Origin of the sequence: Stenotrophomonas sp. TWI809 (assembly GCF_039673205.1) — a bacterium.
In the GTDB taxonomy this organism is placed as follows: Bacteria; Pseudomonadota; Gammaproteobacteria; order Xanthomonadales; family Xanthomonadaceae; genus Stenotrophomonas.
The window spans coordinates 57,753-82,092 of sequence record NZ_JBDJLE010000010.1 but is presented as its reverse complement, the minus strand read 5'-3'; the positions used below and the strand labels follow the sequence as shown (position 1 = coordinate 82,092).

The 24,340-nt window shown below is 65.5% G+C and carries 18 protein-coding genes and 2 pseudogenes; 10 read left to right on the top strand and 10 right to left on the bottom strand.

Going from position 1 to position 24,340, the window contains the following annotated elements:
* The first annotated feature begins 57 nt into the window (after positions 1-57).
* From ABE472_RS09930 to gcvH, 4 genes are all read left to right on the top strand, one after another.
* Positions 58-1,020, top strand: coding sequence for an SPFH domain-containing protein (locus ABE472_RS09930; RefSeq protein WP_046272684.1), 963 nt, complete (start codon positions 58-60; stop codon positions 1,018-1,020).
* A gap of 1 nt (position 1,021) precedes the next feature.
* Positions 1,022-1,453: an NfeD family protein gene (locus tag ABE472_RS09925; protein WP_313210505.1), complete on the top strand. Its 432-nt coding sequence runs from the start codon at positions 1,022-1,024 to the stop codon at positions 1,451-1,453.
* A gap of 85 nt (positions 1,454-1,538) precedes the next feature.
* The gene (gcvT, locus tag ABE472_RS09920; RefSeq protein ID WP_313219742.1) at positions 1,539-2,651 is read left to right on the top strand and encodes a glycine cleavage system aminomethyltransferase GcvT; all 1,113 of its coding nucleotides are present in this window, start codon (positions 1,539-1,541) and stop codon (positions 2,649-2,651) included.
* Between the two features lie 98 nt (positions 2,652-2,749).
* Positions 2,750-3,145 carry a glycine cleavage system protein GcvH gene (gcvH, locus tag ABE472_RS09915; protein ID WP_123730439.1) on the top strand — a complete coding sequence of 132 codons (396 nt, stop codon included), beginning with the start codon at positions 2,750-2,752 and terminating at the stop codon, positions 3,143-3,145.
* A 924-nt stretch (positions 3,146-4,069) separates the two neighbouring features.
* On the opposite strand, the pseudogene ABE472_RS09910 reads toward gcvH, so the two are convergent.
* From ABE472_RS09910 to ABE472_RS09900, 3 genes and pseudogenes are all read right to left on the bottom strand, one after another.
* Positions 4,070-4,549: pseudogene (locus tag ABE472_RS09910) on the bottom strand (hypothetical protein); the annotation flags it as partial.
* Positions 4,550-4,809: 260 nt separating this feature from the next.
* Positions 4,810-6,204, bottom strand: coding sequence for a serine hydrolase domain-containing protein (locus tag ABE472_RS09905; RefSeq protein WP_346466104.1), 1,395 nt, complete (start codon positions 6,202-6,204; stop codon positions 4,810-4,812).
* 164 nt (positions 6,205-6,368) lie between these two features.
* Positions 6,369-7,992, bottom strand: a pseudogene (locus tag ABE472_RS09900) (choline dehydrogenase).
* A 169-nt stretch (positions 7,993-8,161) separates the two neighbouring features.
* On the opposite strand from ABE472_RS09900, the gene ABE472_RS09895 reads away from it, so the two are divergent.
* Positions 8,162-9,499 (top strand): MFS transporter, encoded by a 1,338-nt coding sequence (locus tag ABE472_RS09895; RefSeq protein WP_313210512.1) that lies wholly within the window; start codon positions 8,162-8,164, stop codon positions 9,497-9,499.
* A 31-nt stretch (positions 9,500-9,530) separates the two neighbouring features.
* On the top strand, positions 9,531-9,887 hold the full coding sequence (locus ABE472_RS09890) for a DUF1304 domain-containing protein (protein ID WP_346466103.1): 357 nt from the start codon (positions 9,531-9,533) through the stop codon (positions 9,885-9,887).
* Between the two features lie 42 nt (positions 9,888-9,929).
* On the opposite strand, the gene ABE472_RS09885 is transcribed toward ABE472_RS09890, so the two are convergent.
* The 3 genes from ABE472_RS09885 to ABE472_RS09875 form a co-directional block, all read right to left on the bottom strand.
* Positions 9,930-10,400 carry a hotdog fold domain-containing protein gene (locus ABE472_RS09885; protein WP_313219746.1) on the bottom strand — a complete coding sequence of 157 codons (471 nt, stop codon included), beginning with the start codon at positions 10,398-10,400 and terminating at the stop codon, positions 9,930-9,932.
* 64 nt (positions 10,401-10,464) lie between these two features.
* Positions 10,465-12,942, bottom strand: a complete 2,478-nt coding sequence (locus tag ABE472_RS09880) for an acyl-CoA dehydrogenase (protein WP_346463275.1) — start codon at positions 12,940-12,942, stop codon at positions 10,465-10,467.
* Positions 12,939-13,859 (bottom strand): alpha/beta hydrolase, encoded by a 921-nt coding sequence (locus tag ABE472_RS09875; protein WP_313212918.1) that lies wholly within the window; start codon positions 13,857-13,859, stop codon positions 12,939-12,941. Before ABE472_RS09875 ends, ABE472_RS09880 begins: the two co-directional genes overlap by 4 nt.
* A gap of 139 nt (positions 13,860-13,998) precedes the next feature.
* Here ABE472_RS09875 and ABE472_RS09870 point away from each other — a divergent pair, with 139 nt between their 5' ends.
* The gene (locus tag ABE472_RS09870; RefSeq protein WP_019185113.1) at positions 13,999-14,601 is read left to right on the top strand and encodes a TetR/AcrR family transcriptional regulator; all 603 of its coding nucleotides are present in this window, start codon (positions 13,999-14,001) and stop codon (positions 14,599-14,601) included.
* Between the two features lie 141 nt (positions 14,602-14,742).
* On the opposite strand, the gene ABE472_RS09865 is transcribed toward ABE472_RS09870, so the two are convergent.
* The 3 genes from ABE472_RS09865 to ABE472_RS09855 form a co-directional block, all read right to left on the bottom strand.
* Positions 14,743-17,748 carry a TonB-dependent receptor gene (locus ABE472_RS09865; protein ID WP_346466102.1) on the bottom strand — a complete coding sequence of 1,002 codons (3,006 nt, stop codon included), beginning with the start codon at positions 17,746-17,748 and terminating at the stop codon, positions 14,743-14,745.
* A 351-nt stretch (positions 17,749-18,099) separates the two neighbouring features.
* Positions 18,100-18,924 carry a hypothetical protein gene (locus ABE472_RS09860; RefSeq protein ID WP_183073752.1) on the bottom strand — a complete coding sequence of 275 codons (825 nt, stop codon included), beginning with the start codon at positions 18,922-18,924 and terminating at the stop codon, positions 18,100-18,102.
* 152 nt (positions 18,925-19,076) lie between these two features.
* Positions 19,077-19,973, bottom strand: a complete 897-nt coding sequence (locus ABE472_RS09855) for an Hsp33 family molecular chaperone HslO (protein WP_313219748.1) — start codon at positions 19,971-19,973, stop codon at positions 19,077-19,079.
* Positions 19,974-20,052: 79 nt separating this feature from the next.
* Here ABE472_RS09855 and mtgA point away from each other — a divergent pair, with 79 nt between their 5' ends.
* From mtgA to ABE472_RS09840, 3 genes are read left to right on the top strand one after another with little or no spacing between them, the layout of a single operon-like run.
* Complete coding sequence (gene mtgA / locus ABE472_RS09850) at positions 20,053-20,802, top strand: monofunctional biosynthetic peptidoglycan transglycosylase (RefSeq protein WP_313212924.1); 750 nt, start codon at positions 20,053-20,055, stop codon at positions 20,800-20,802.
* A gap of 39 nt (positions 20,803-20,841) precedes the next feature.
* On the top strand, positions 20,842-21,861 hold the full coding sequence (locus ABE472_RS09845) for a glycosyltransferase family 2 protein (protein ID WP_313219749.1): 1,020 nt from the start codon (positions 20,842-20,844) through the stop codon (positions 21,859-21,861).
* Entirely contained in the window at positions 21,821-22,252 is a 432-nt protein-coding gene (locus ABE472_RS09840; protein ID WP_313212927.1) for a CBS domain-containing protein, read from the top strand. Before ABE472_RS09845 ends, ABE472_RS09840 begins: the two co-directional genes overlap by 41 nt.
* Positions 22,253-22,315: 63 nt before the next feature.
* Here ABE472_RS09840 and ABE472_RS09835 read toward each other — a convergent pair whose 3' ends face one another.
* Positions 22,316-24,298, bottom strand: coding sequence for an AsmA family protein (locus tag ABE472_RS09835; RefSeq protein WP_346466101.1), 1,983 nt, complete (start codon positions 24,296-24,298; stop codon positions 22,316-22,318).
* Positions 24,299-24,340: the final 42 nt, after the last annotated feature.

Sequence of the window (24,340 nt, the reverse complement as noted above, 5' to 3'; positions counted from 1 at the left end):
TGTGAAGGTGCCGTGGCTATACTCGGCGTTACGAATCCGGGGAAAGGGAGTGACCTGATGTTTCCGACCATGCTGTTCTCGCTGGTGCTGGCCTTCGTGGCCGTCGTCATCCTCTTCAAGGCCGTGCGGATGGTGCCGCAGGGCTACGAATGGACCGTGGAGCGCTTCGGCCGTTACACCCACACCATGTCGCCCGGCCTGCACTTCCTGATCCCGATCGTCTACGGGGTCGGCCGCAAGGTGAACATGATGGAGCAGGTGCTGGACGTGCCGAGCCAGGAAGTGATCACCAAGGACAACGCCGCCGTGCGCGTGGATGGCGTGGTGTTCTTCCAGGTGCTCGATGCGGCCAAGGCGGCCTACGAGGTCGCCAACCTGGAGGTGGCGATGATCGCGCTGGTGCAGACCAACATCCGCACCGTGATCGGCTCGATGGATCTGGATGAATCGCTCAGCCAGCGGGAGGTGATCAACGCCCAGCTGCTGAGCGTGGTCGACCATGCCACCAACCCGTGGGGCGTGAAGGTGAACCGCATCGAGATCCGCGATATCCAGCCGCCGCGCGATCTGCTCGATGCGATGGCGCGGCAGATGAAAGCCGAGCGCGAAAAGCGCGCGCAGATCCTGGAAGCCGAAGGCTCGCGTCAGTCCGAGATCCTGCGCGCCGAAGGCGAGAAGCAGGCCACCGTGCTGGAGGCCGAGGGCCGCAAGGAGGCGGCCTTCCGCGATGCCGAAGCGCGCGAGCGCCTGGCCGAGGCGGAGGCCAAGGCAACCACGATGGTCTCCGAGGCGATCGCCCAGGGAGACGTGCAGGCGATCAACTACTTCATCGCGCAGAAGTATGTGGAAGCATTCAAGGAACTGGCGACCTCGCCGAACCAGAAGCTGGTGCTGATGCCGATGGAGGCCAGCGGCGTGATCGGCTCGATCGCCGGCGTGGCCGAACTGGCGCGCGAGGCGTTCGCCAAGCAGGAAGAGAAGAAAGCCACGCGCGGCGTCCCGCCGCGGATCGGAGGCTGACATGCGCTGGGAAGTGGTGGCCTGGGGCGCGCTGGCACTGGTGCTGTTCGCCGCCGAGGCGCTCGCGCCCGGCGCCTTCATGTTGTGGATCGGGATCGGTGCGGCGGCCGTGTTCGTGCTGGTCGCGGTGTTCGCCGAGATCCCGCTGCTGTGGCAGGTGGTCGCCTTCGTGGTGCTCAGCGTGGTCTCGATCCAGTGCTACCGGCGCTGGGGGCGATCACACGATCGCCAGAGCGACCAGCCGCTGTTGAACCGGCGCGCCGAGCAGTTGATCGGGCGGGTGGTCGTGCTCGACCAGGGCATCGTGGCCGGCAAGGGCCGGGCCAAGATCGACGATGCATTCTGGGTGGTCGCCGGGCCGGATCTGCCGGCCGGCAGCCCGGTGCGCGTGGTGGCGGTGGAAGGGATGACGCTGAAGGTACAGCAGGCCTGATCCTCGGTTTTCCCGCACCGCCGCAGGCGTTGTGAAGACGGTTCTGGGATAATGATGGCTTGCCTTCATTCCCCCGGAACCGGTCATGACCCAGAAGACGCTTCTCAACGATACCCACCGCGCACTCGGCGCCAAGATGGTCGACTTCGGTGGCTGGGACATGCCCATTCATTACGGTTCGCAGCTGGACGAGCACCACCTGGTGCGCAGCGATGCCGGCATGTTCGACGTCAGCCACATGACCGTGGTGGATCTGCGCGGTGAGCAGGTCAAGCCGTTCCTGCGCACGCTGCTGGCCAACTCGGTGGACAAGCTCAAGGCCACCGGCAAGGCCCTCTACTCGTGCATGCTCAATGCCCGCGGCGGCGTGATCGACGACCTGATCGTCTATTACATGGCTGACGATTTCTTCCGCATGGTGGTCAACGCCTCCACCCGCGAAAAGGACCTGGCCTGGATCCGCGAGCAGGCGGCAGCCTTCAACGTGGAGGTCATCGAGCGCGAAGAGCTGGCCATCATCGCCGTGCAGGGCCCGACCGCACGCGAGCGCGTGATCGGCCTGCTGGGCGAGGGCGACCGCGCCGCGCTGGAAAAGCTGGGCCGCTTCGCTGCCCTGGAGACCGCCACCGCCGACGGCACCGCGCTGTTCGTGGCGCGTACCGGCTACACCGGTGAAGACGGTTTCGAGATCCTGCTGCCGCAGACCGCCGTGGTCGCCTTCTGGAATGCGCTGAGCGCCGCCGGCGTGCGTCCGGCCGGCCTGGGTGCGCGCGATACGCTGCGCCTGGAAGCCGGCATGAATCTCTATGGCCAGGACATGGACGAGGAGATCACACCTTATGAGGCCGGCCTGGCCTGGACCGTGGCACTGGACGAAGGCCGCGACTTCATCGGGCGCGACGTGCTCGAGGCGCAGAAGGCGGCGGGCAACGCCCGCCAGCTGATCGGCCTGGTCATGGATGAGAAGGGCGTGCTGCGTCACGGCCAGGCGGTGCTCACCGCCAGCGGTGAGGGCGAGATCCTGTCGGGCACCTTCTCGCCGACCCTGGGCAAGGGCATCGCGTTCGCCCGCGTGCCGGGCGGCGAACTGGGCGAGGTCCGCGTGGATATCCGTGGCAAGCAGATTCCGGTCCGCGTGGTGAAGTTCCCGTTCGTGCGCGAAGGCCAGGCCCAGCCCGGCGTGTTGATCGACGGCTGATGCCGTGATGTATCCGGTGCGGACGCGTTCGTGTCCGCGCCGGTTGGTTACACTACCCCCGTTTCTTGACCCCCCCTGATATTCCTCGGAGCAGTCCCATGAGCGAGATCCCCGGCGACCTCAAATTCCTCAAGTCCCACGAGTGGGCACGCGTTGAAGGCAGCGGCCGCGTCACCGTCGGTATTTCCGACCACGCCCAGGGCCTGCTTGGCGACCTGGTCTATGTTGAACTGCCGGAGGTTGGCCAGGAGGTCAAGGCCGGCGAACAGGCTGCCGTGGTCGAGTCGGTGAAGGCCGCTTCGGACGTGTACAGCCCGATCACCGGCACGGTGGTCGAGGTCAATTCGGCCCTGAGCGACAAGCCGGAAACCATCAACGAAGACGCCTACGGCGACGGCTGGATCTATGTCGTCGAAGTGGCCGGCCTGGACGAAGTCAACGACCTGCTGGGTCCGGACGACTACGCCGAGCTGCTGGAAAACGAAGATCACTGATCGTCGTTTCCGCTGAAGAACGGCCGCCCGGTGCGGCCGTTTTTTTTTGCCCGCGCGTCGGGCGCGCGCCGATCGCGTTAGTAGTGCGTGAGGATTGCAGTGCGCGCGCGATGGGCGTTGATCGCGACGGCTGGCTCATGACGATCGGTTCGGTGCCGATGCGCGCCGGCGATCTGGTCTGCGCCGACGCGCCAATGGCATGCCGAACAGGTATCCCGGCGGACGTGCGGCGATGTTCAACGGCGAACGCCAGGCGCGAACGTGTCGGTCCCGAACGGTCAAAAGTTTGCGCAGTTACGCAAATCGGGCGGAAAAAAGCGCGGGCAGATGTGAAAAGTTTTGCGGTCTGTTTAAGGTGCGCACGGGGAGTCCTGTGGCAGGGGTGATGGCATGCGATGCGCGCGTGGCGTTGCAGGACGGCGCACGGCGTTGTTGCGATGTCGCTACACGAAAGTGCTTCTTTTAAGTGCTTTTCTTTTCTGTGTTGCCTGTGTTTGGTTGCGTGGGGTGTTCGCGGTGGCGTTGGCATGGCGCTCTCGTCGGCTCGATGACGGGTACGCAGAGGGGGCCGCGGCAGGGTGCCGGTGTGAAAATTTTTCGCCGGGGTTGTTGACAGTGAAAAAAAGCGTGATTAGGTTTCGCCTCAGCAGACCTTGCCTGCGAACAGAGTGAGCAGAATCGACATCAAGTCGCGAAGCACAACCTGGACATCCACCTCGCGTCCGATGACGGTGGAGATGGCTTCGCTTCCTTCAGCGAACCGCAAGACCCTTCCTGATCCGATATCTGCCTGGCCGCATGTGGCAGGTGTCTCCGTATCCGTCACGACGCGCATGACGCGACGGCGGTCCCCGCGACGCAGCAACGGCGGGTTTGCTTTACCTGGGCGTTTCCACTCCATAGATCACTGACGAGGAGCCATCCCATGGCAACCAAGAAAGCTGCGAAGAAAAAGCCGGCCGCCAAAAAGGCAGCCAAGAAGGTCGCTAAAAAGGCGACTGCCAAGAAGGCCGTGAAGAAGGTAGCCAAGAAAGCCGCTGCCAAGAAGACGGTGAAGAAGGCGGCCAAGAAGGCGACCGCTCGCAAGGCAGCCGTAAAGAAGACGGCCAAGAAGGCCGTGAAGAAGACGGCAAAGAAGGCTGCGACCAAGAAGACCGCAAAGAAGGCAGTGAAGAAGACGGCGAAGAAGGCCGTCAAGAAGACGGCGAAGAAAGCCGTCAAGAAGACTGCAAAGAAGGCAGCTGCCAAGAAGACCGCGAAAAAGGCGGTAAAGAAGACGGCCAAGAAGGCGACCCGCAAGGTAGCCAAGAAGGCCGCTCCGAAGAAGGCTGCCAAGAAGACCGCCAAGAAGGCCACCCGCAAGGTAGCCAAGAAGGCCACCGCCAAGAAGGCGACTGCCCGCAAGGCTCCGGCCAAGAAGGCATCCGCGAAGAAGGCAGTGAAGAAGGTCGCAAAGCGCAAGCCGGCCGTTCGCAAGAAGAAGGCCGCGCCGGTCGCGCTGCCGGCAACCCCGGCACCGCTGATCTGAGTTTTTCCCGATAGCCGTACCTGAGACTCCTTCCCTGGCAGCCCAGCGGGGAAGGAGTTTTTTTATGGGCGATACCAAAAAACCACAAAAAAGGCGGCCATCCGGCCGCCTTTTTCGATGCCACCTGCGGGCGGGATCAGCGCGGTGAAGCGACCGCGCGGTTCGACGAGACACCCTTGCGCTTGCCTTGCGGGGCGGCGTCTTCGGCCATCAGGTTGTCGCTGCCGAATTCGGTGTCCACGTCCAGCCAGCGCTGGGTCGGCAGGCCCATGGCCTGGTCCAGTACGGTGGGCAGCAGGCCGCTGGGCAGGCTGCTTTCGCCGTTCCACATGATGGCAATGCCGAGGTCGCGCTCGGGCACCAGGGCGACCAGGCCGCGATAGCCCTGGACGGCACCGGCGTGGAAGATCACTTCATGGCCGGCGTAATCGAAGGTGCGCCAGCCAAGCGCGTAGCCGGCCGAGTTGAGGCGCTCGCGGCGCCAGCCCGAGCGCATCTCACCGGGGGTGCTGATCAGGCTGGCATGCAGCGTGGCCAGCAACGGAGCGGGCAGTACGTCGGGGCGATGGCCGGTGTGTGCCAGCAGCCACTGCGCCATGTCGCTGGCACTGGCGTTGACGCCGGCGGCCGGGGCGAGGCGGTAGTAGGTCGGCTTGGGCGTGAGCGCGACCCAGCCATTGCGGCTGCGCACATGCGGGCGTGCCCAGCGCGAGCTCGCCTGGATGCCGGCCAGGCCAAGGCTGGCATCGTCCATGCCCAGCGGCTTGAACAGGCGACGCTCGACGGACTGTTCGTAGAAGCTGCCGGAGGCGGCGTAGACCACATCACCGATCAGGCTGAAGGCCACGTTCTGGTAGGCGTAGCAATCGCCGGGCAGGCACTTGAGCGAGGTGGCCGCCAGCTTGTGGGTGAGTGTGTAGTACTCGGCGTTGGCTTCGACGTCGCGGTCATAGGCGTTGTAGGGCAGGCCGACGCGGTGGCTGAGCAGATCGGCCACGGTCAGGCGCTCGGTTGCTTCGGGCGTGCTCAACTGGAAGCCGGGCACGTAGTCGGTGACCTTGCTGTCCCAGCGCAGGGTGCCATCGTTGACCAGCAGGCCGGCCATGGTGCCGGCGAAAGCCTTGGACAACGAGGCCAGGCGGAACACGGTGTGGGCATCGACCTGCTGCGGGTTGTTGACGTCGGTGACACCGTAGCCGCGCGCGCTGAGCACGCGGCCGCCCTGCACGATGGCAACCGCCATGCCCGGCACGCGCTCGCCGTAGGTGAGCTGCTGCGCCATCGATTCGATCGAGGCCACGTTGAAACCCTGCGCGGGCGGCTGCACTTTCAGGCCGGCCGGCGTGGTGCGATACGCGGCAGGCTGGGTATGCGGGGCGGCGGTCGGCGCCGATTCCTCGATGTTGACCGGGAACCCGGCGGGCGCAGCGGCGGGTGTCTGTGCAGTGGAAGACATGGCGATGGGCATCAACATGCCCAACAACCCGGTTGCCGCCGAACGGATCGGTCGGCGCCTGTTGTTCTGGTTCATCGTATGGGTGCCCGTGCGCGACTGCTGTGACCGATTCTAGCGCCGCTTTTCGTGATTGCACAAACGAATCGAAGATGAATGCGTATCGCGTTGAAAACGCGTGGGTTTTGCCAATCCCGAGCGGATCCGGCGCGCCGGGGGAGGGCGGTCCAGCGCACCCCTGTTCAGGCAGTGGCGGCGGTCCGGATCCAGTGTGCGGCCCGCTCGGCGATCATCATGGTCGGTGCATTGGTATTGCCGCTGATCAGGCGCGGCATCACCGAGGCGTCCACCACCCGCAGCCGTTCGGTGCCGTGCACGCGCAGGGTGCCCGGATCGACCACCGCCTCGGCATGCTGCCCCATCGCGCAGGTCCCGACCGGGTGGTAGATGGTCTCGGCCTTGGCCCGGATGAAGGCTTCCAATGCTGCGTCGTCCAGCGCGTTGTGCGCGGGGAACACCGACGCGCCGCGCCAGCGGTCAAACGCAGGCTGCTGCAGGATCCTGCGCGACAGCCGGGCGCATTCAAGCATCATCTTCAGATCGTGGCCGGCGGCGTCACCCAGGTAGTTGGCGTGGATGCGCGGCGGTGAGCGCGCATCGGCATCACGCAGGCGCAGCTGCCCGCGGCTGTGCGGGTGCAGCGGGCAGGCATGCAGCGTATAGCCATCGCCCGGCAACCGGTGGCGGCCGTGGTTGTCCAGCATCGCCGGGACGAAATGGAACTGGATGTCGGCGCGGGCCTCCGTAGCCAGCGACGAGCGGGCGAAGCCGCCGGCCTCGGCCAGGTTGCTGGTGCCGGCACCGCGGTGGCCGCGCAGGAAGTAGTCCACGGCGATGCGCAGTTCGCTGCTGCGGTCGTAGCTGACACCCGGGCCGGTGTGCACGACGGTGCAGATGTCCAGGTGGTCCTGCAGGTTGCGGCCGACACCGGGCAGATCCACGCGCGGGGTGATGCCGTGGCAGCGCAGCGTGTCCGCCTCGCCGATGCCGGAGAGCATCAGCAGGTGCGGGGAGTGGATGGCGCCGGCGCTGAGGATCACCTCCGCGCCCGCGCGTGCGTGGAGGTGGTGCGCGCCACGCCGATAGTGCACGCCGGTCGCCGTCGTGCCCTGGAAACTCAGCGCGGTCGCCTGCGCCCCGGTGAGCACCGTCAGGTTGCGCCGGTGGCGTGCCGGGCGCAGATAGGCATCCGCGCTCGAACACCGTGCACCGTCGCGCTGGGTGACCTGGTACAGCCCGACGCCGAGCTGCTGGTCACCGTTGAAGTCCGCATTGTGGGGATGGCCGGCCTGCTGTGCGGCGGCGATGAAAGCGGCCGACAGGGGATTGTGGTGGCGCAGGTCGGACACCGACAGCGGTCCTGCGGCGCCGTGCAGCGCGCTGGCACCGCGGCTGTTGCGCTCGCTGTGCAGGAACCAGGGCAGCACCTGGTCCCAGCCCCAGCCGATGGCGCCACCCGCTTCCCAGCCGTCGTAGTCGGCCGGTACGCCGCGCACGTAGCACATCGCATTGATCGAACTCGAGCCCCCCAGCACCTTGCCGCGCGGCCACCACAGGCGACGGCCCTCCAGTGCAGGCTCCGGCTCGGTCTCCAGGTTCCAGTTGATGCGGCGGTTGTTGACCAGCCGCGCCAACCCGGCCGGCATATGGATGAAGGGGTTGGTATCGCGCGGGCCCGCTTCCAGCAGCAGTACCCGGCAGGCCGGGTCTTCGCTGAGCCGGTGGGCCAGCACGCAGCCGGCAGAACCGGCTCCAATCACGATGTAGTCGTACATGCCGCTCCTTGCCGGGGTGCGCACCGAGCATAAGACAGGTTGGGGCAGGCAGGGGCTGCGGGGTGCGCCACGCAGCGTTGCGCCGATGGGCGTGCCGGAGGCTGGCGATGTTGCGGTGCATCGTTTACCTTGCGCGCTTCGACGCCCGGAGTTCCCCACATGCTGCCGTTGCAACGCCCCCTGTCCGCGCAGAGCGGGCAATGACCGCGGCGACCGGGACCGGCACGGCAGCCGGTGGGATGCTGAGTGCGTGGCGGCGTTCGCCGCCGCTGATCTGGGCTTCGCTGTACTTCTTCTGCCTGCTCAGCGGCTACTACGTCCTGCGCCCGGTGCGCGAAGCGATGGCGGCCTCGTCGGATCTGCAGACCGTGTTTCCGCTGCCGCTGATCCAGTGGTTCGCCGGGCACGGGATCGCCCTGCAGGACTTCGTGCTGCAGTTCCTGTTCACCTGCGTGTTCTTCATCATGCTGGTGCTGCAGCCGCTGTACGGCGCGCTGGTGAGCCGCTATCCGCGCCGGGTGTTCCTGCCGGCGGTGTATGGGTTCTTCATTGTCACCCTGCTCGGCTTCTACGTGATGTTCGAGACCGGCGTGCCCGGGCGGGGGATGGCGTTCTTTTTCTGGATCACCGTCTTCAACCTGTTTGCGGTGGCCGTGTTCTGGAGCTTCATGGCCGACGTGTTCTCCAACGTGGAGGCGCGCGCGTATTACGGCTATCTCGGCGCGGCCGGGACGATCGGCGCATTCCTTGGGCCGATCATCACCTCGGCGCTGGTGCAGCGGGTCGGCATCGCCAATCTGATGCTGGTCTCGGCCGGCTTCCTGTTGATCTGCCTGGGCTGCATCTGGCGGCTGCGGCTGTGGGCGGTGGCACGCGAACAGGAGCGGCAGCTGGTTTCCGGTGAGACGCCGATGGGCGGCAGCGTGTTCGATGGCCTGAAGCTGATCGTGCGTGAGCCGATGCTGCGCTGGCTGGCGCTGATGGTGCTGTTCGGCGTGGGCGTAGGCACGATGCTCTACAACGAGCAGGCCTCGATCGTGCGCCGCCTGTACCCCGATGCAGCGGCAAGCACGGCGTTCTTTTCACGCGTGGACCTGGCGGTGAACACGCTGACCCTGATCATCCAGCTTGGCTTCACGCGCTGGTTGCTGTCGCGGTATGGGATCGCCCCGGCGCTGTTGATTCCCGGCGTGGCGATCATCATCGGGTTCTCGATCCTGGCGGCCTCCCCGTTGCCCTTGATGGTGGCGATGGTGCAGGTCATGACCCGCGCCAGCGAATTCTCACTGGCCAAGCCGGCGCGCGAGACGATCTACACCCGTGTGGACCGCCAGTGGCGCTACAAGGCCGGCGCGGCGATCGACACCGTGGTCTACCGCGGTGGCGATCTGACCTTCGCCTGGGTGCACAAGGGACTGTCCCTGTTCGGTTCGCACATTGTGTTCGTTGGTGGGCTGGTCGTGGCCGGGGCGATGACCGTCGCAGCATTGGGCCTACTGCGCGAGGAAAAGAAGCTGCCGGGCGAGCGTCCGGAGTAAGCTCTCTGCAGTCTTCCAGGAACCTGAGCCCATGTATTGGATCGCGCTGTCGTTGACCCTGTTGGTCGCCCTGCTGCACGTGTATTTCCTGGTCCTGGAAATGTTCCTGTGGACCAGGCCGCTGGGCCTGAAGACCTTCCGCAATACGCCGGAAAAGGCGCAGGCCACGCGGGTGCTGGCGGCCAATCAAGGGCTGTACAACGGCTTCCTTGCCGCGGGCCTGTTCTGGGGCCTGTTCGATCACCTGCCGATGCTGGTCAACTTCATGCTGGGCTGCGTGATCGTGGCCGGCTGCTATGGCGCGTACAGCGTCAACAAGCGGATCTTCTTCATCCAGGCGCTGCCGGCGATCCTGGCCGTAGCGGCATGGTGGATGGTGCCGGCCTGACCGGGGGGTAGAGCCACCCCATGGGTGGCTGCGCGGCACCGATCAACGCTTGACCGGCGACACCCACATGGCGATCCGTGCCTCGAACACGGCCGTGCCGGCGTCATCGCGCACCTGCACCTTCACCGGCAGCGCGTAACCCGCCTCGGCCGCCACGATCGGCTGCTCCGGCGTGGCCACGGCATACTGGGTGCCCGTCGCCTTGGCCAGGTACTGCACCTCCATGCCCTTCGGGATCCAGCGCATGCCCTTGGGCAGCGAGGCATCCACCATCAGCCCGGCGGTGAGCTCAGCCAGGTTGCACAGCGCGATCGCGTGCACCGTGCCGATGTGGTTGGTGACCTTGCGCCGGTGCGCGATGCGGCCTTCGCAGCGGCCCGGTTCGAGCAGCGTGATGCGCGGGGCGATGCTGGCGAAGTAGGGCGCCTTGACGCACACCGCGCGCGAGAACAGCCAGTTGCCGGCAGGCCAACGCTGCATGCGGCGGTAAAGCGTGAGCAGTGGAGCGGACATCGGGGGTCTCCCTAAAGAAACGGCGGACCGAAGTCCGCCGTTGTGGTTTACCTGGTGGCCGGGATCACGCGGCCTGCGACTGCGCGTCCTTCTGCTGGCGCTTGTAGTAGCCCGCCGAGCGCAGTTCTTCCGGATCGAAGTCGTCCACGGTGATCGTTTCCAGGGTGAGCGTGCGCAGCTCTTCGAGCAGGGTGCGTTCGTCCTGGGTGATCACACCTTCGGCCACGGCTTCGTCCAGCTGGGTAACGAAGTCCAGCGCCTCGATGCCCTTGGTTTTGAGCGCCTTGATGAACTTGCGCTCCACCGGCTCGGCCATGATCGCCTTGGACAGGTAGCTGTTGATGCGGCCACCCGGGTTGTTCTCGCACGGGGTCAGGAACACGCCACTGGCCAGACGGTCGCGGGCCTCGTTGGGCGCCATCAGCAGCGCGGCCACGCGGTGGCCGAGGCGGTCGCCCGGGGCTTCTGCACGGCGGCCGAACGGGAAGATCAGCGCCCACATCAGCCAGCCGATCGGGCGCACCGGGAAGTTGCGCAGGGCGGCCGACAGCGATTCTTCGATCTTGTGCACGCTGTCATGGAAGGCCCAGGCCAGCAGCGGCTGGTCGGCGGCCGGGGCGCCTTCGTCGTGGTAACGCTTGAGCATGGCGCTGGTCATGTAGATGTGGCTCAGCACATCGCCCAGGCGGCCGGACAGCGATTCCTTGAACTTCAGCTTGCCGCCCAGCGTCATCATCGAGATGTCGGCCATCAGCGCCAGGTTGGCCGAGTAACGGTCCAGCTTGCGGAAGTAGCGGCGGGTGTAGGCATCGCCCGGGGCGGCACCGAAACGCGCACCGGTCAGGCCGAACCAGAACGAACGCACGGCGTTGGAGATGCCGTAGCGGATGTGGCCGAACAGGCTGCGATCGAATTCCTGCAGGCCGGCGCGGGTGTCCGGATCCTGCGCGGCCTTCATTTCCTTGAGCACCCACGGGTGGCACAGGATCGCACCCTGGCCGAAGATCAGCAGGCTGCGGGTCATGATGTTGGCGCCTTCCACCGTGATCGCGATCGGCGCGGCCTGCCAGCTGCGGCCGGCGAAGTTGCGCGGCCCCAGGATGATGCCCTTGCCGCCGATCACATCCATCACGTCCGAGATCACTTCACGGCTCATGGTGGTGCAGTGGTACTTGGCGATGGCCGACGGCACCGACGGCACGTCGCCGCGGTCCACCGCCGCCGCCGTGGCCTGGCACAGCGCGCTGATCGCGTAAGCCTTGCCACCGATGCGGGCGAGCGCTTCTTCCACGCCCTCGAAGCGGCCGACCGACAGGCCGAACTGCTTGCGGATGCGGGCATAGGCACCGGTCACCACCGCACCGGCCTTGGCACCGCCACTGGCGGTGGAGGGCAGGGTGATGGAGCGGCCGACGGCCAGGCACTCGTTGAGCATGTTCCAGCCCTTGCCGGCCTTCTCGGCGCCGCCGATCAGCTGGGTCAGCGGGATGAAGACATCCTTGCCGCGGATCGGGCCGTTCTGGAAGGTCGAGTTGAGCGGGAAGTGGCGACGGCCGATTTCCACGCCGGCGGTATCACGCGGCAGCAGCGCCAGGGTGATGCCGATGTCGCGGGTGCTGCCGATCAGGCCATCCGGGTCGTACATGCGGAAGGCCAGGCCGATCAGCGTGGCCACCGGGGCCAGGGTGATGTAGCGCTTGTCGAAGGTGAGCTTGACGCCGAGCACCTGCTCGCCGTTCCACTCGCCCTTGCAGACGATGCCGTAATCGGGAATCGAGGTGGCGTCCGAGCCGGCGAACGGACCGGTCAGGCCGAAGCAGGGCACTTCACGGCCATCGGCCAGGCGCGGCAGGTACTGGTCCTTCTGTTCCTGGGTGCCGTAATGGTTGAGCAGTTCACCCGGGCCCAGCGAGTTGGGCACGCCGACGGTGGAGCTGACCACGCTCGACACCGAGGCCAGCTTCTGGATCACCTTGTGGTGGGCCAGCGCGCTGAAGCCCAGGCCGCCGTATTCCTTCGGAATGATCATGCCGAAGAACTTGTTCTTCTTGATGAAGCTCCACAGCTCCGGCGGCAGGTCGGCGTAGACGTGGGTGATTTCCCAGTCGTTGACCATCTTGCACAGCTCTTCGACCGGGCCGTCCAGGAACGCCTGTTCCTCAGCGGTGAGCTGCGGCTTGGGGTAGTTGAGCAGGATGTTCCAGTCCGGGTCACCGGTGAACAGCTCGCCTTCGAAACCGACCGAGCCGGTTTCCAGCGCGATGCGCTCGGTCTGCGACAGCGGCGGCAGCACCTTGCGGAACACCTTCATCATCGGCGCGGTCAGCAGCGGCTTGCGGATGAAGGGCAGCAGCAGCGGCACGGCGATCACGGCGACGATGGCCGCGGCCACGATCGTGGCGGTCTGGTTGACGTACGGGATGAACCAGCAGGCGGCCAGCAGCACGAGGCTGATGATCGTCCAGGTGATCAGGCGCATCCGGTGGTAGGCGACGAACGCACCTGCCAACAGGACGACGAGGAAGGGAACGACAATGCTCATGAGCGTGCTCCGGTGACGTGCTCGGTAATGGCGGACGATGCGACGGCGGAGGCCGAGGGCAACACGTCCAGATAGTCCAACACAGTAGCGGTAAAGGCGTTGTTGTCATCACCGGCGACCATATGCGTGGCCTCCGGCAGCTGCACGTGGCGTGCATGTGGCACCAACGCGAGGAACTCGGCCACCGTCTGCGGGGTGACCAGGGTGCTGCGGCCACCGCTGACCAGCAGCAATGGGCATTTCACCTGGCGCGCTGCGTCGGCGAGCGCGTCCTGGTGGTGTTCACTGTCACGCGCCAGTTCGGCGACCAGGCGCGGGTCCCAATGCCAGCGCCAGCGGCCGTGACCGTCCTCGCGCAGCAACGCGCGCAGGGAATCGTCCGACTTGCGCGGGCGGTGCGGCAGGTAGGCGGAGATCACATCGGCCGCCTGCGCCAGCGAGGCAAAGCCGTCGGGGTGTGCGGTCATGAACATCAGGATCTTTTCGACCCCGGCGGTGTCCCAGCGCGGGGTGATGTCCACCAGCACCATCGCCGAGAACAGGCCCGGCCAGCGCGACTCGGCGAGCAAACCGAACAGGCCGCCCATCGAGGCGGCGATCAGGATCGGCGGCTGCGCCTGCTCGCCGGCCAGCACGATCAGATCATCGGCGAACTGTTCGCCGTGGTAAGGGCGTTCGGCCGGATTCCAGTCTGAATCGCCATGGCCGCGTGCGTCGTAGGACAGGGTCTGGTAACCGGCGTCGACCAGCGCGGCCGCGGTGGCATTCCAGGCATGCCGGGTCTGGCCGAAGCCGTGGGCGAACAGCACGGTGCCGCGACGCCCCGGGCCCGACCGGGTGGCGGCCAGCACGGCGTCGTGCGCGCCGGTCAGTCGCTCATCGTCAAAACGGGGCAGAGTAGAAGAAGGAGTGACCATACTCGCTAGTATGGACCTGCCCTGTGCGATGTCAATACTTGGGAGTATGGTGGGGACATCCCTTGTGCGGCGAGGCTCCAGGCGCCCCTGTGTGCATTGACGTACTGCAACCAACCCCGGCGTATGGTTAAATCCACCTATGAATGAACCCGAAGCTTCCGCCGGCGAGCCACGTGCCGGCCGCAACAGCCGCCTCAGTGCCGAAGACTGGGCCCAGGCCGCACTGGATCTGATTGCCGAACAAGGCGTGGGCGCGGTTGCGGTGGAACCGCTGGCGCGGCGCCTGGGTGTCACCAAAGGCAGCTTCTATTGGCACTTCCCCTCGCGCGATGCGTTGCTGCAGGCCGCGTTGGAGCGCTGGGAGCTGTTCGAGCAGGAGCAGGTGTTCGGCAGCCTGGCCGATGTGACCGACCCGCGCGTACGCCTGCGCCAGCTGTTCCAGGTGGTGGCGCATGAGGTGCAGCCGCACATCATCTACAGCGAACTGCTCAAGGCGCTGGATCACCCGATGGTGCGCCCGGTCATCGACCGTGTCTCGCATCGCCGCCTGGAGTACCTGGTCGCCTCGTTCCGCCAGGCCGGGCTCAGCCGCACGGATGCGCAGCACCGTGCACGCCTGGCCTATGCCGCCTATGTCGGCTTCCTGCAGCTGTCGCTGCAGTTGCAGCAGCCCAAACAGGCCCGCGAAGATTTCGAGGCCTATGTCGAGCACGTGATCGAGACGCTGATCCCGCTGGGGTGATCTGATCGCTGCAGGCAAGCAGAAGGCCGCGGAAACGCGGCCTTTTTTGTATGCGGCCGTTGGACGGGGCCGCGCGTCGCCACAAAAAACAACGGCCCCTTTCGGGGCCGTTGCATCAGACGTTGTTGATCAGTGGATCGATCAGAACTTCTGCGAGTACTTCATGTACAGGAAGCGACCGATGTCGTAGCCGCCGTAGTACGAGAAGTTCGAGTTCGGCTGCGAGGTCATCATCGGGCCGACCTTGTTGAACACGTTGTTGGCGCCCACGGCGACGGTGGCATTCCACGGGGTGGCATAGGACACCTGCACGTCGTGGAAGGTCACTGCGCCCAGCTCGGTCTGCGGCGAGATCACGCCCAGGGTGTCCGGTGCGCTGTAGGTGGGCAGGGTGCAACGCGTGGGGAAGCGGCAGCTTTCCTTGGTGCCGGAGAAGTAACGCACGTTCCAGTTGACCGACAGGTCGTTCATGCTCCAGCCCAGGCCCAGGTTCGAGCGCACGCGGAAGAATGCACCGAAGCCATTGTTCTGCGACGGCACGGCGTCCACATCGTCCGTGGACTTCTCTTCGTACTTGCCCACGTACGTGGTCGACGACTTGGCCGAGAAGCGGCCGAAATCGGTGTCACGGCTGTAGCTGATGTCGAAGTCGAAGCCTTCGGTTTCGGTGTAACCGGCGTTGCGGTTGCCGTAGTTCAGGGTGCCCACGATGTTGCCGTTGTTCGGGTCACGGCTGAACATCGAGCAGCGCGATTCGATCAGGCGGACATAGCAGTCTTCCATGATCAGGTTCGGGCTGTCGCTGACGATCGTGTTGTCGATGCGGATGCTCCACCAATCCACACCCACGCTCAGGCCGGTGACGTAGCTCGGGCTGTACACGAAGCCGACCGTCTTGGACTCGGAGGTTTCCGGGGTCAGGTTCGGGTTCGAGCCGGAGTTGAACGGCACCGGGCTCTGTGCGGCACGGCCGGTCGTCGGGACGAAGCCCTGCGACAGCTGGCGGTAGCCCTGGCCGACATCCTGGACGCAGCGTGCGCTGCCGCGGACGTCGCCGTAGACGCTGTCGCACGGATCGACGAAGTTGGTCGGGAAGGTCTGCGAGGTGCCGCCGTACAGATCACCGATGGTCGGGGCGCGGAAGCCCTCGGCATAGGTGGCACGGACCAGCAGGTCGTCGATCGGACGCCACTTCAGGCCGAACTTGTTGTTGGTGGTGTCACCGAAGCTGGTGAAATCCGAGTAACGGGTGGCCACGTCCAGGGTCAGTTCCTTGGCGAACGCCAGATCCGCCAGGATCGGGATGTTCAATTCCAGGTAGAACTCATCCAGGGCGTAGGAACCCTTGGTCGGACCGGACGCCAGGTTGGTCGAGTCACCCGACTGGGCGATCGCATCCGGGTTGAACGCACCGCTTTCCTTGCGGTATTCATAGCCGACCGCGAAGCCCAGGTCGCCCGCCGGCAGCGGCACGATGGTGCCGGACAGGTTGGCGAAGTAGTTGTGGGTGGTGGTCTTGCCGGTGGCGTGTTCTTCGCGGAACAGGTAGTTCTGCACGTTCGGATCGCCCAGCGAGTACTGGTCGCTGCCTGCGCCGTAGCCGGCATACGGGTTCCACGGCACGCAGCCGGCGATCTCGTTGCCCGGGGTGCCGCAGACGACCTGGCCGGAGGAGTTGAGGAACGACGGACCCACAGCCGCGGCGACGGCCGGGATGTAGAAGTTGCCGTTGTTGATCAGCAGGCTGTCGTTTTCGTTGTACAGCGCGCCGACATCCCAGTTGAAGAAGCGGTCACCGATTTCGAACGAACCTTCCAGTGCCGCGGCGAAACGCCAGGTGGTCAGGGTCGAATCGGTGGTACGCGGGACTTCCCAGCCACGGCGACGGAAGTCGACGTCGTTGGTCTGCGAGTACAGCGGGTTGCCATCAGCATCGACGAAGCTGGCGACGTCGGCCTGGTACAGGTCACGATTGCCGTTCGGGTTGAAGTAGCTGCCATTGCTGACCAGGGTGCGGCTGCCATCCGGATTGGTCTGATAGACCGCGCCGGCCATCGGCACGCCGAAGGCGGACGACTGCAGCGGGTAACCGGCGATCTGACGCTGCGACTGGCGCTTGGTGTAGGACAGGTCCGTGGTGAAGCGGACGTTGTCGGTGATGTCGTAGTTGCCGCTGACGAACAGCGAACGACGCTCCAGCGGGGTCAGCAGGTGCATCTGATCGGACGAACGGCTCTGATCCGCAGCGGTCTGCGGGTGGAAGTCGTTGGCACCGATGGCATCGCTGCCCTGATTGGCGACCGACCAGCCGGCGCTGCGGCGGACCGGGTTGCCCTGGGCGTTGAGCACCAGCGCGCCCGCAGCATTGCGGTTGAACTGGTTGGCAAAGCGGTTGTAGTTACCGTACTGGCCGACCGGGGTCAGCGAGGAGGCCGGATCCCAATCCGGGTAGGTGTCGGCCGTGAACGGACGATCCTTGGCCCACACGCCTTCTTCCTTGTGGTACTCGGCGCCGACGGTCAGCGAGCCGCGGTCACCGGAGAAGCCCATGACGAAGTCGTAGGTTTCCTTCTCGCCATCGCCCTGGCTGTACTGGCCCTTGTAGACGTTCGCTTCCAGGCCGTCGAAGTTCTTGCGGGTGATGATGTTGATCACACCGGCCATCGCGTCCGAACCGTAGATCGACGAGGCGCCGTCCTTCAGCACGTCGATGCGCTCGACCATCGAGGTCGGGATGATGGAGATGTCCTGGTAGCCGTCCGGGCTGATGCCCAGGCGCTTGCCATTGACCAGCACCAGCGTGCGCTGTGCGCCCAGGTTGCGCAGGTCGATGTACTGACCACCGGCTTCCTGGTTGGAGGTCAGCGGCGAGGCGCGGCTGAAGTTCGGGCTACCGGCGGCCGAAATGTTCTGCAGGATGTCGCCGACCGAGCTGAAGCCCTGGTTCTGGATATCTGCACGCGAGATGGTCAGCACCGGCTGCGCGGTCTCGACGTCAACCTGGCGGATGCGCGAACCGGTGACCGAGATGCGGTCCAGATTGGTGGTGCCAGTGGCTTCCTGGGCGACGGCGCTGCCGGTGCCGGCAGCGCTGGCGATCAGCGCGAGGACGACGGCGTCACGCAGTTTGTTGCTGTTGCGATTCATTGGGCTCTCTCTCCAAGTTGACTTGGGTGCAACGTGTTGGGATGGGCTTCAGCGCGGGGACGAAAGGCGTTCCCAATCCGTGAAGCTGACTCGATAGTAACCACGTGCAACTAAAAATTAAAGAGCCGTTAATGTTCCATGTGATTTAGGTGAAATTCGGCAAAGCCTTTGCAGCATAAGGCTCTAAGCGATATCTGCCGCCTAAAACGTCTCATTTGTTAAGATTTTTGTTAAAAAAATTTCACCCTGAATGGGCCGTGTGCGCCCTTGACAGGCAGCCCAAACGAAAAAGGGCGCCTCGTGGAGGCGCCCTTTGGATGACGTGTATTGACGGGTCGTCGCAACGACAGGTCAGAGATCCTGCTCGTACCGCACGTAGGGGACGGTGCCCTCGTCCGTGCTCTCGTTGCGGGGGGCGAACGGGTTCTTGCCGCGGGTGACCACGTTCTCGGCGCCCACGGTGAGCTGCCCGCTCCACGGCGTGCGCCAGGTCAGGCCGACCCCCAGGCCTTCCCACTTGCCGGGCTGGCCCGGAACATCGACCACGCGGCCGATGATGTTGCCGCTGAAGTTGCCATAGCCGGCACCGATGGTGAGGCTCTTGCTGTCCCAGCGGTCCACGATCGCCGGCGAGGCGTCCGCGATGGGGACCAGACGCGCCTTGGCATAGGTGCCGCCGATCGAGACGAAGCCCTCGCGGCCGATGTTCTTCTGCCCGAAGACGGTCAGGTCGTTCTGTTCGGCGCGCAGCGAAGGCGATTTGTTCGGGCCAGCCAGCCACGCGGGCAGGGTGTCGCGGCCGCTGCCGGCGGTGATGCCCACGCGGCCGCCAGGCCGGTTGAACGCGGCGGTGCCACTGACGCGGCGGCTGAGCGTGTTGTCTTCCTCATCGCCCAGTGTCGCCAGCATGCAATGGCTGGCCAATCCGCTGATGCTCGTCCCGCGACTGCTGTTGCACAGCAGACCCAGCGAGTCACCCGAGGACAGGCCGAAGGCCGCGTCCAGGGAGCTGCGGCCGAAATGCCAGCGCGCACCGACCGCCTGCTCGCCGGTGGGTTCCAGATACAGCAACGCCTCCACCTTGCCGCTGCCCTTGTTCCAGACCGGCAACACGGTGCCGTCCTGCTTGCCCTTGGCCTGCGCATGCGCGCCCGAGATCGCGCCTAGGGCGATCATCAGGGCCAGCGGTAGACGCAGAAGGGAATGCATTGGAACTCTCAGACAAGCGCGGTGAACACAAGTTCCCGCCGAAGCGGGACATTGATCCTAGGGCGTTTATGATTTCTTAACAAGTCTTGGTTCTCCCCAGAACAAAACGCTTGCCAAGTTTACTGAAGCCGTTCAGGTGCCGGCGAGGATACATCCATCTCGCGGAACAGTATGTCGAATTCCGTCAACGGAAAGTGATACTCCTGCCCGCAGAATTCGCACCGCACTTCCACCGCGCCGGTTGGCTCGGCGGCAGCCCGGGCCTCTTCCTCGCCAATCGACTGCAACATGCCTGCCACCCGCTCGCGCGAGCACGAACAGGCGAAGCGCAGGGCCTTGTCGCCGAGCAGTTCCGGCGTCTCTTCATGGAACAGGCGGTGCAGCAGATCGTGGCCCGGTACCTCCAGCAGTTCCTGCTTGCCCAGGGTCTCGAACAGCGCGCTGGCACGCGACCAGCCGTCCTGGTCGCCTTCATCGCCCGGCAGCTTCTGCAACAGCAGGCCTGCGGCGCGGGTGCCGTCGGCGGCCAGCAGCAGCCGGGTGGGCAGCTGTTCGGACTGGCGGAAATAATCCTCGAAGGCTTCGTCCAGACCGGCTGCGGTCAGGCCGACCAGGCTCTGGTAGCGCTGCGGTTCGCGCGGGTCCAGGCCGGGGTTTTCGATGGTGATCGCCAGCAGCGCGTCCTCGCCCAGCGCGGTCAGGTCGCGCGGGGCGTCGCCGCCGCCGTCGGCCAGCTGGACGATGCCGCGCAGCGTGCCGGCCGCGGTGCACTCGGCGAACAGGGTACGCATCGCGGTGTTGCTGCGCAGCTGGATCGACAGCCGGCCATCGACCTTGGTGTGGCCGGTGAACAGCGCCGAGGCCACGCTGGCCTCGCCGAGCAGTTCAGCGGCGCCCGGCGGATAGACCGCGTGGGACAGGATCTCCCGCCAGGTGTCATCGAGGTGCACGTGCACGCCGCGGACGCCGGCATCGGGGAGCAGGAAACGGACAAGGGAGTCGGATTGGGCGGTCATCGGTTCGGTGGCTGCGCGAAAGGAGTGCCGGTTGCCGGATAATGCGCCGACAACCGTGCAAGTAAAGGATGCACCAGTAATGGGGGCAGAGCGCAGCAACCTCAAGGTCGAGCCGGACCTGGAACCGTCACGTCCGCGCCGCTGGCACTGGAAGCGCCTGCTGTGGCTGCCGGTACTGTTTGTCGGCTTCAGTGTGCTGCAGGTGCTGGCCCTGCGTTTCATCGACCCGCCGGTGTCCAGCGTGATGCTGTGGCGCTATGGCGAAGCGTTGGGGGAGGGCGACTGGAGCTACCGGCTGCACTACCAGTGGCGCGACCTGGACCAGATGGCGCCGAGCCTGCCGATTTCGCTGGTGGCCGCCGAGGACCAGCGCTTCCCGGAGCACAACGGCTTCGACCTGCAGGCCATCGAGAAGGCGCGTGACCACAACGCACGCGGCGGCCGCCTGCGCGGGGCCAGCACGATCAGCCAGCAGGTCGCCAAGAACCTGTTCCTGTGGCAGGGCCGCAGCTGGATCCGCAAGGGCCTGGAGGTCTGGTACACCGTGTTGATCGAAGCGCTGTGGCCGAAGTCGCGGATCCTGGAGATGTACGCCAACATCGCCGAGTTCGGCGACGGCATCTATGGCGCGCAGGCCGCGTCCCGGCAGTACTGGAACAAGGACGCGTCGCGGCTGAGCCCGGCCGAAAGCGCGCGGCTGGCAGCGGTGCTGCCATCACCGCGACGTTACAACGCGGCCCAGCCCGGACCCTACGTCCAGCGCCGCGCGACATGGATCCAGCGGCAGGCGCGGCAGTTGGGCGGGAGTGGTTACCTCAGCGAGGATTGAGCGTTCATGAACGTGATTGGCTGACGCTACAATCGCCGCATGAACAGCCCACGCCTGACCGTCGTCGTCGCCGCCCACAATGAAGCGCTTGCCTTGCCGATGCTGCACCCACGGCTGCGTGCGGTGCTCGATGGACTGGAAGGTATCGACGGCCGCGTGCTGTATGTGGACGACGGCAGTACCGATACGACATGGGACGTCATGCAGGGATTGGCCGCTGCCGACGGCTGCGTCGGCGTGCTGCGGCTCTCGCGGAATTTCGGCAAGGAAGCGGCGCTCACCGCCGGGCTGGATTTCGTCGACGACGGTGCGGTGATGATCCTCGATGCCGATGGCCAGGATCCGCCGGAACTGATTCCCGAGTTCGTCGCGCTGTGGCAACAGGGCTATGACAACGTGTACGGCACGCGCCTGGTGCGCGATGGCGAAAGCTGGCTCAAACGGTCTACAGCCAAGGCGTTCTACCGGGTGATCGGGCGGCTGTCCAAGACACCGATTCCGGCCGATACCGGCGACTTCCGCCTGTTGTCGCCGCGCGCGCTGCAGGCGCTGGGTCAGCTGCGTGAGCGCCACCGCTTCATGAAGGGGCTGTTCGGCTGGGTGGGCTTCCGGCGCAAGGCCCTGCCTTACCACCGCCATGCGCGGCTGGTCGGGGAGAGCAAGTTCGGGTTCTGGCGGCTGTGGAACTTCGCGTTGGAAGGGATCACCGGCTTTTCGACCGCGCCGCTGCGGGTGACCACCTATCTGGGCCTGGCAGCGGCGAGTTTCGCGTTCCTGTTTGCGCTGGTCGTGGTGCTGAAGGCCGCGCTGTACGGCGACCGTGTCGCTGGGTGGCCAACGATGATGGCGGTGATCCTGTTCCTTGGCGGGATACAGCTGATCGCGCTGGGCCTGATCGGTGAATACCTGGGCCGGCTGTACGAAGAATCCAAACAGCGCCCGCTGTACCTGATTGACACCTGGCAGGCCCCGTTCGTGGCAGACTCGGCCCTGCATCCCATCGGTGGAGAGCAGCGAGATGACCACGGTACGACAGCTGTTGGAAGGCAAGTCCCCTGAGGTATTCGCAGTCGCCCCGACGTCGGCGGTGATCGACGCCATCCGGTTGATGGCTGAAAAGGGCATCGGCGCGGTTCTGGTGATGGAAGGCCGGCACCTGGTCGGCATTCTGTCCGAGCGCGATTACGCGCGGAAGATCGTGCTGCACGAACGCTCCTCACGCACAACCGAAGTCCGCGAGATCATGACCCCCAAGGTGGTGACCGTCGCGCCAGGCGAGCAGGTCGAGCACTGCCTGCAACTGGTGACCGATTACCGCATCCGCCACCTTCCGGTGGTCGATGGCAACGGGGTCCTCGGCGTGATCTCGATCGGCGACCTGGTCAAGTCGGTGATCGACGAACAAGCACAGAAACTCGATCAGCTCCAACAGTACATCGTCGCCGGTTGAGCGTGGATCCTTGCTGGCCGGCATGCCGGCCATGAGTCGGCATCTGGCCAGAATGGGCCGGAATCACTTGGCGTAGCGGCCACCGCAGTTGCTGTCCTCGCCCGGCCCGGTTTCGATCGTCGCCAGCAGCGCGGCGGGCGGGGCAATGCTGCCCAGCGCCAGGGCGATCGCCCCGCGGATGCCCAGCGCCTTGAAGTCCGGCCGGAACGAGGGATCCTTGAAGGTTCCGCCGATGCGCAGCGGCGAGCGCAGCGCCAGGATGCTCATGTCCTTCGGGCGCGGTCGCAGCAGCAGATCCAGCTGTTCCTGTTTCAGATCCACCTTGCCCTCGCCAAGGATCAGGGTGTCGGTGGTATCGAAGGCGAGCGAACGCGACTGCATCACGCCGTTGGTCACCCCGAAGTCGCCCCACGCGCAACGCAGTGGAATCTGCTTGTCACCGGTGAACAGGAACTTCACCGATTCGGCGACATCCAGCCCGGCCAGTTCCATGATCAGATTGCCGACATGGCCGCGGCCGATGCCGACCGCCACGGTGCCATCGGAACTGCCAAGCATGGCCGCGACGGAGTTGCCCTGCCCGGTCAGGTTGACGTCGCCACTGATACCGCCGGAGGCCTGCTCGGCCAGCTTCGCATCGGGGAACAGCTTGCCCAGCTGCACCTTGCGGATGGTGGCCTGCAACTGCGTGGAAATGGCCTGCTTGCGGGCATCCATCCGGATCGTGCTGCGGATATCGCCGCCGGCCACACCAAAGTTGAGCGGTTCCAGGCGCAGCAGCCCGTCGTTGAGCTTGAGGTGCGCATCCATGTCATCCAGCGGCAGGGCCGGCGAGTTGATCCGTTGCGCTTTCCAGCGCACATCGGCATCCATCGCGCGCAGCTTGGACAGGTTGTAGGGTGTATCCGGCAGTACCTTGGCACGGGCCGCCAGCGCGGCTGCCTTCGCCTTCTGCTCGGCATTGGCCGATTCCCCCGCGCCGGTCTTCGGCGGCGCCCCGATGAAGCCGGCCAGGTCGTCGAAGTCCAATCGCTTGGACACCAGATCCGCCTTCAGGAATGGCCGGTCACCGCTCACATCGATCTGCGCGGTCCCGCCCAGATCGCTGTCACCGGCCGTGCCCGTGAAATTCTCATAGCGCCAGATCGCGTTGTCGCGCTTGAGCTGTCCCTTGAGCTTGTACGGCGGCGTGGAGGGCATGGCGACCCCGATCAGCGGGTACAGATCCTCCATATCCTGGCCACTCAGCATCAACTCCAGATTGAACACCCGCAACTGGAAAGGATTGGTCAACGTCCCACTGGCGATCGCATGCGTATTCCCGGCGCGCCCATCCAGATGGATGCGGAACGGATGGCCGGTATTGGTCAGCTCGAGCGGCGACTCGGTATTGCCCTCCAGCGAGAACGGATTGCCCTGCCAGCGCCCTTTGCCCTTCACCAGCAGCGGCGGACCACTGTCCTTGTCGCGTGGCTTGCCACTGTCGAGCGACACCAGCACATCGGTCCGGCCCGCCGCATCCCGGAACTGCAGCCGCCCATCATCGACCAACAACCGCTGCAGCACCGGCGGATCACCGTCGCTCGGCCCCAGGAAATCCCAATTGCCCGGCTGATTCTTCTCCGGCGCGGTTTCCAGCAACAGATCCGGCCGCGTCAAGCGGATCTCCGGAATCCGCACCTGCCCACGCAGCAGCGGCCACACCCGCAGATCGATCTCCACCCGATCGGCCGTCGCCATCTGCGACTGCTTGGCCCACGTCGCATTGGCAAAGGTCAGCCCATCACCGCGCACCGTCGTCACCCGACCCAGATCGACATCCAGATCGCCCGTGATATGGAACGCACGCCCGGTCTTGGCCTGCACCGCCCGCTCCACCGGTCCCTTGAACCAGTTCCAATCCCACAATGCGATCAGGATCAACAGCGCAGCGAACAGAAACACCAGGATCGCCAACCACCGCTGCCCCCGCTTGCCAGGACGACGCCAGCGCCAGCGGGAACGGGAAGGGGCATCGGACGGAACAGGGGAGGGCACAGTATTCACATCCCCATGGTTGCCCTTGCATCGTGCAGGCAGCGCGAAGCA

Excerpts from the sequence above, each read along its gene's own strand:
- ABE472_RS09930 (WP_046272684.1), top strand. The coding sequence starts at position 58 with ATGTTTCCGACCATGCTGTTCTCGCTGGTGCTGGCCTTCGTGGCCGTC.
- ABE472_RS09925 (WP_313210505.1), top strand. The coding sequence starts at position 1,022 with ATGCGCTGGGAAGTGGTGGCCTGGGGCGCGCTGGCACTGGTGCTGTTC.
- gcvT (WP_313219742.1), top strand. The coding sequence starts at position 1,539 with ATGACCCAGAAGACGCTTCTCAACGATACCCACCGCGCACTCGGCGCC.
- gcvH (WP_123730439.1), top strand. The coding sequence starts at position 2,750 with ATGAGCGAGATCCCCGGCGACCTCAAATTCCTCAAGTCCCACGAGTGG.
- ABE472_RS09905 (WP_346466104.1), bottom strand. The coding sequence starts at position 6,204 with ATGAACCAGAACAACAGGCGCCGACCGATCCGTTCGGCGGCAACCGGG.
- ABE472_RS09895 (WP_313210512.1), top strand. The coding sequence starts at position 8,162 with ATGACCGCGGCGACCGGGACCGGCACGGCAGCCGGTGGGATGCTGAGT.
- ABE472_RS09890 (WP_346466103.1), top strand. The coding sequence starts at position 9,531 with ATGTATTGGATCGCGCTGTCGTTGACCCTGTTGGTCGCCCTGCTGCAC.
- ABE472_RS09885 (WP_313219746.1), bottom strand. The coding sequence starts at position 10,400 with ATGTCCGCTCCACTGCTCACGCTTTACCGCCGCATGCAGCGTTGGCCT.
- ABE472_RS09880 (WP_346463275.1), bottom strand. The coding sequence starts at position 12,942 with ATGAGCATTGTCGTTCCCTTCCTCGTCGTCCTGTTGGCAGGTGCGTTC.
- ABE472_RS09875 (WP_313212918.1), bottom strand. The coding sequence starts at position 13,859 with ATGGTCACTCCTTCTTCTACTCTGCCCCGTTTTGACGATGAGCGACTG.
- ABE472_RS09870 (WP_019185113.1), top strand. The coding sequence starts at position 13,999 with ATGAATGAACCCGAAGCTTCCGCCGGCGAGCCACGTGCCGGCCGCAAC.
- ABE472_RS09865 (WP_346466102.1), bottom strand. The coding sequence starts at position 17,748 with ATGAATCGCAACAGCAACAAACTGCGTGACGCCGTCGTCCTCGCGCTG.
- ABE472_RS09860 (WP_183073752.1), bottom strand. The coding sequence starts at position 18,924 with ATGATCGCCCTAGGCGCGATCTCGGGCGCGCATGCGCAGGCCAAGGGC.
- ABE472_RS09855 (WP_313219748.1), bottom strand. The coding sequence starts at position 19,973 with ATGACCGCCCAATCCGACTCCCTTGTCCGTTTCCTGCTCCCCGATGCC.
- mtgA (WP_313212924.1), top strand. The coding sequence starts at position 20,053 with ATGGGGGCAGAGCGCAGCAACCTCAAGGTCGAGCCGGACCTGGAACCG.
- ABE472_RS09845 (WP_313219749.1), top strand. The coding sequence starts at position 20,842 with ATGAACAGCCCACGCCTGACCGTCGTCGTCGCCGCCCACAATGAAGCG.
- ABE472_RS09840 (WP_313212927.1), top strand. The coding sequence starts at position 21,821 with ATGACCACGGTACGACAGCTGTTGGAAGGCAAGTCCCCTGAGGTATTC.